General features: G+C 65.5%; 1 protein-coding gene. It reads right to left on the bottom strand.

Annotated elements, in window-relative coordinates:
• Nucleotides 1–275: sodium:calcium antiporter (locus tag CH341_RS32485; RefSeq protein WP_425376237.1), on the bottom strand; the 275-nt coding region annotated here is incomplete at both ends.

Below are 275 nucleotides of genomic sequence, written 5' to 3'. Positions count from 1 at the left end.
CGAGCAGCGCCGCCACGAAGAGCCCGCCCGCAACGCGGCCGAGGGGCATCGTAAAGGCCACCGCCGAGAAAACGATCGCAACCGCCAGCATGACCACGCCATCCCGTTTCAAAGCGCTGGAGGCAATGATCATAGGGCTGACCAGTGCGGCGATGCCTGCAATCAGCAGGATGTTGGCGATGCTGGAGCCAACGATGTTGCCGTAGGCGATGCCGGGTGCGCCCGCGAGCGCCGCCTGCACCGAGGTCACCAATTCCGGCGTGGACGTTCCGAAG

This window comes from Rhodoplanes roseus (assembly GCF_003258865.1).
GTDB lineage: Bacteria > Pseudomonadota > Alphaproteobacteria > Rhizobiales > Xanthobacteraceae > Rhodoplanes > Rhodoplanes roseus.
The sequence above is the reverse complement of the archived record's forward strand: the minus strand, read 5'-3'. Positions and strand labels throughout refer to the sequence as shown.